The following is a 2,435-nucleotide window of genomic DNA, read 5'->3' on the forward strand; positions in this document are numbered from 1 at the left end:
ATATAACATATAAACCTTTTTTATATACTGTTTTTTATTTTAAAATATATTATTTATAAAAACATATCTATTTATATAACAAATTATTACTTTTTATTCTTTTATAATATATTTTAAATAATAAATGTAAAATAACATATGAATTTTCAAAGTATTAATAAATATTATCAATAAAAAAAGTGTCTCTAATCTTTTAAAGATTCTTTCAGACACTTTTTTCTAATTTCTCTTTTATTTTATTATCTAACTTTTTTGCCAAGTTTAAATACTGCTAAAACATCTGACATTACATCTATATTATCTATAGGATTTCCATTTACCACTATCACATCTGCTTTCTTTCCTTTTTCTAAAGTTCCATAATTTTTATCAATTCTTAAAAGTTCAGATGCAGTTTTTGTAGCTGCTACTATTACATCCATGTTATCCATACCATAATCTGACATTAACTTCATTTCATAATATGTCTTTCCATGTTCATTATAAGAAGTTCCTGCATCAGAACCAACTGCAATTTTAATCCCTTTTTTATACGCTTTTAAGAATGATTCCTTATGAGGAATAGCAACAATTTCGCACTTTCTAAGAGTAGCCTCAGTTATTCCACTTTCTTTTCCTGCATTTAAAATAAAATATGGTGCAGCCACAGTTGGAACTAAATATGTTCCTCTTTCAAGCATCAAATCAATTATTTCATCATCTAAATAAACACCATGTTCTATAGAAGTGATTCCTGCAAGCACTGCATTTTTTATGCCAGTTCTTCCTTGCGCATGTGTAGCAGTTATTTTACCTGCTTTTATAGCTTCATCTACAGCAGCCTTCATTTCCTCTAAAGTCAATTGTGGTGAACCTGGCTCAACACCATCAGTTGTTACACCTCCAGTAGCCATTATCTTTACACAATCTACTCCATTTTTTAAAACTGTTCTAGCTGATTTTCTACATTCATCTACTCCATCACTTTCAATACCAAAATAGTATCCATGTCCTCCTGTCATACATATAACTGGACCTGAAGTAACTATACCAGGACCATCTATAGATCCTTTGTCTACAAGATTTTTAAGTTGTACATCCACATATTTTGGACAACCCAGACTTCTAATGTATGTTACTCCTGAATCTAAATATGCATCAAGTTGTTTTACTGTATTTACTACAAGCTCTACATCAGATACATTATCATAATAAACTTTTGGATTTCCTACTGGTTCCATTGTCAAATGTACATGACAATTCATAATCCCTGGCATAACAGTTTTATCTAGGTAATCATACACCTCATATCCACTTATATCTTCTCTTATATCTTCAATTTCAAGTATAGTATCTACATCAATAATTATACCTTTATTCTTCATAATACTATTCCCTGTTCCCTGAACCTCCTATGACTAAAGTCACAGAGTTCCTGCTTCATAGAATTTTGCATATTAAAGTATGTCTTACCAATTCTCCACAAGCTATCCCCGTAGTTCCTACGGTTCTTACATAAATTATCTATTTTAAACTGTTATTAGTCTTAATCCTTCTTTTAGTATATTTATACTTGCATTTATATCTCTATTATGAGTTACATTACAACAAGGACAAATCCATTCTCTTATATTTAAATTCTTTATTGCCTCGTTTTTGTACCCATATTTATTGCATATTTGTGAACTTGCAAAGAATTTACCTACCTTTACAATTTGTCTACCATACCAATTAGCCTTGTATTCTAATTGACGAACAAATTCTGACCATGACACATCAGAAATTAAGCGAGATAGTTTGCGATTTCTAGTCATATTCTTTACTTGTAAATCTTCTATGCAAATAATATCATTCTCTTTTATTAATTTAGTAGATAGTTTTTGTAGAAAATCCTTTCTCCTATTAGCTATATGTTCTTTAAGTCTTGCAACTTTTAATCTTGCTTTATTTCTATTTAAACTACCGATTGTTTTTCTCGATAATTCTCTTTGTAATTTAGCAAGTTTGTTTAATGACTTTAGAAGATACTTAGGGTTTTCTATAAATTGTCCACAACTTGAGATACAAAATTCTTTAATTCCTAAATCTAAACCTATCTGATTATTAGTATTTTCAAATGCATCAATATCTACATCAGTACAGCATAATGATACATAATATTTACCACTTGGTTCTTTGGATACAGTAGCATTAAGTATTCTCCCTTGAGGTACTTGTTTATCCCTTACTTTAACCATACCAAGTTTAGGTAATTTTATATATTGACCACAATACATAATATTTCCGTTTGTGAAGTTTGTTCTATATGAAAATCTATTAGTTTTCTTTGATTTAAATTTAGGAAATCCTGCATTTTCTTTAAAGAATTTTTTATATGCATTTTCTAAATCTTTTAAGGTGTTTTGTAGTGAAAATTTGTCAGGTTCTTTAAGCCACTCTAATTCTTTTTTTAAATT

General features: G+C 28.8%; 2 protein-coding genes. Both read right to left on the minus strand.

Going from position 1 to position 2,435, the window contains the following annotated elements; all coding sequences use genetic code 11:
* Positions 1 to 239: 239 nt before the first annotated feature.
* Positions 240 to 1,364: a metal-dependent hydrolase family protein gene (locus KGF50_RS21160; RefSeq protein ID WP_227849887.1), complete on the minus strand. Its 1,125-nt coding sequence runs from the start codon at positions 1,362 to 1,364 to the stop codon at positions 240 to 242.
* A 144-nt stretch (positions 1,365 to 1,508) separates the two neighbouring features.
* Positions 1,509 to 2,435, minus strand: a 927-nt coding sequence (gene tnpB, locus KGF50_RS21165) for an IS200/IS605 family element RNA-guided endonuclease TnpB (protein ID WP_227849888.1), incomplete at its 5' end; no start/stop codon positions are given.

Source organism: Clostridioides sp. ZZV15-6598 (assembly GCF_020657705.1).
GTDB lineage: Bacteria > Bacillota > Clostridia > Peptostreptococcales > Peptostreptococcaceae > Clostridioides > Clostridioides difficile_F.

Coding starts and splice junctions, on each gene's coding strand:
- KGF50_RS21160 (WP_227849887.1), bottom strand. CDS start 1,364: ATGAAGAATAAAGGTATAATTATTGATGTAGATACTATACTTGAAATT.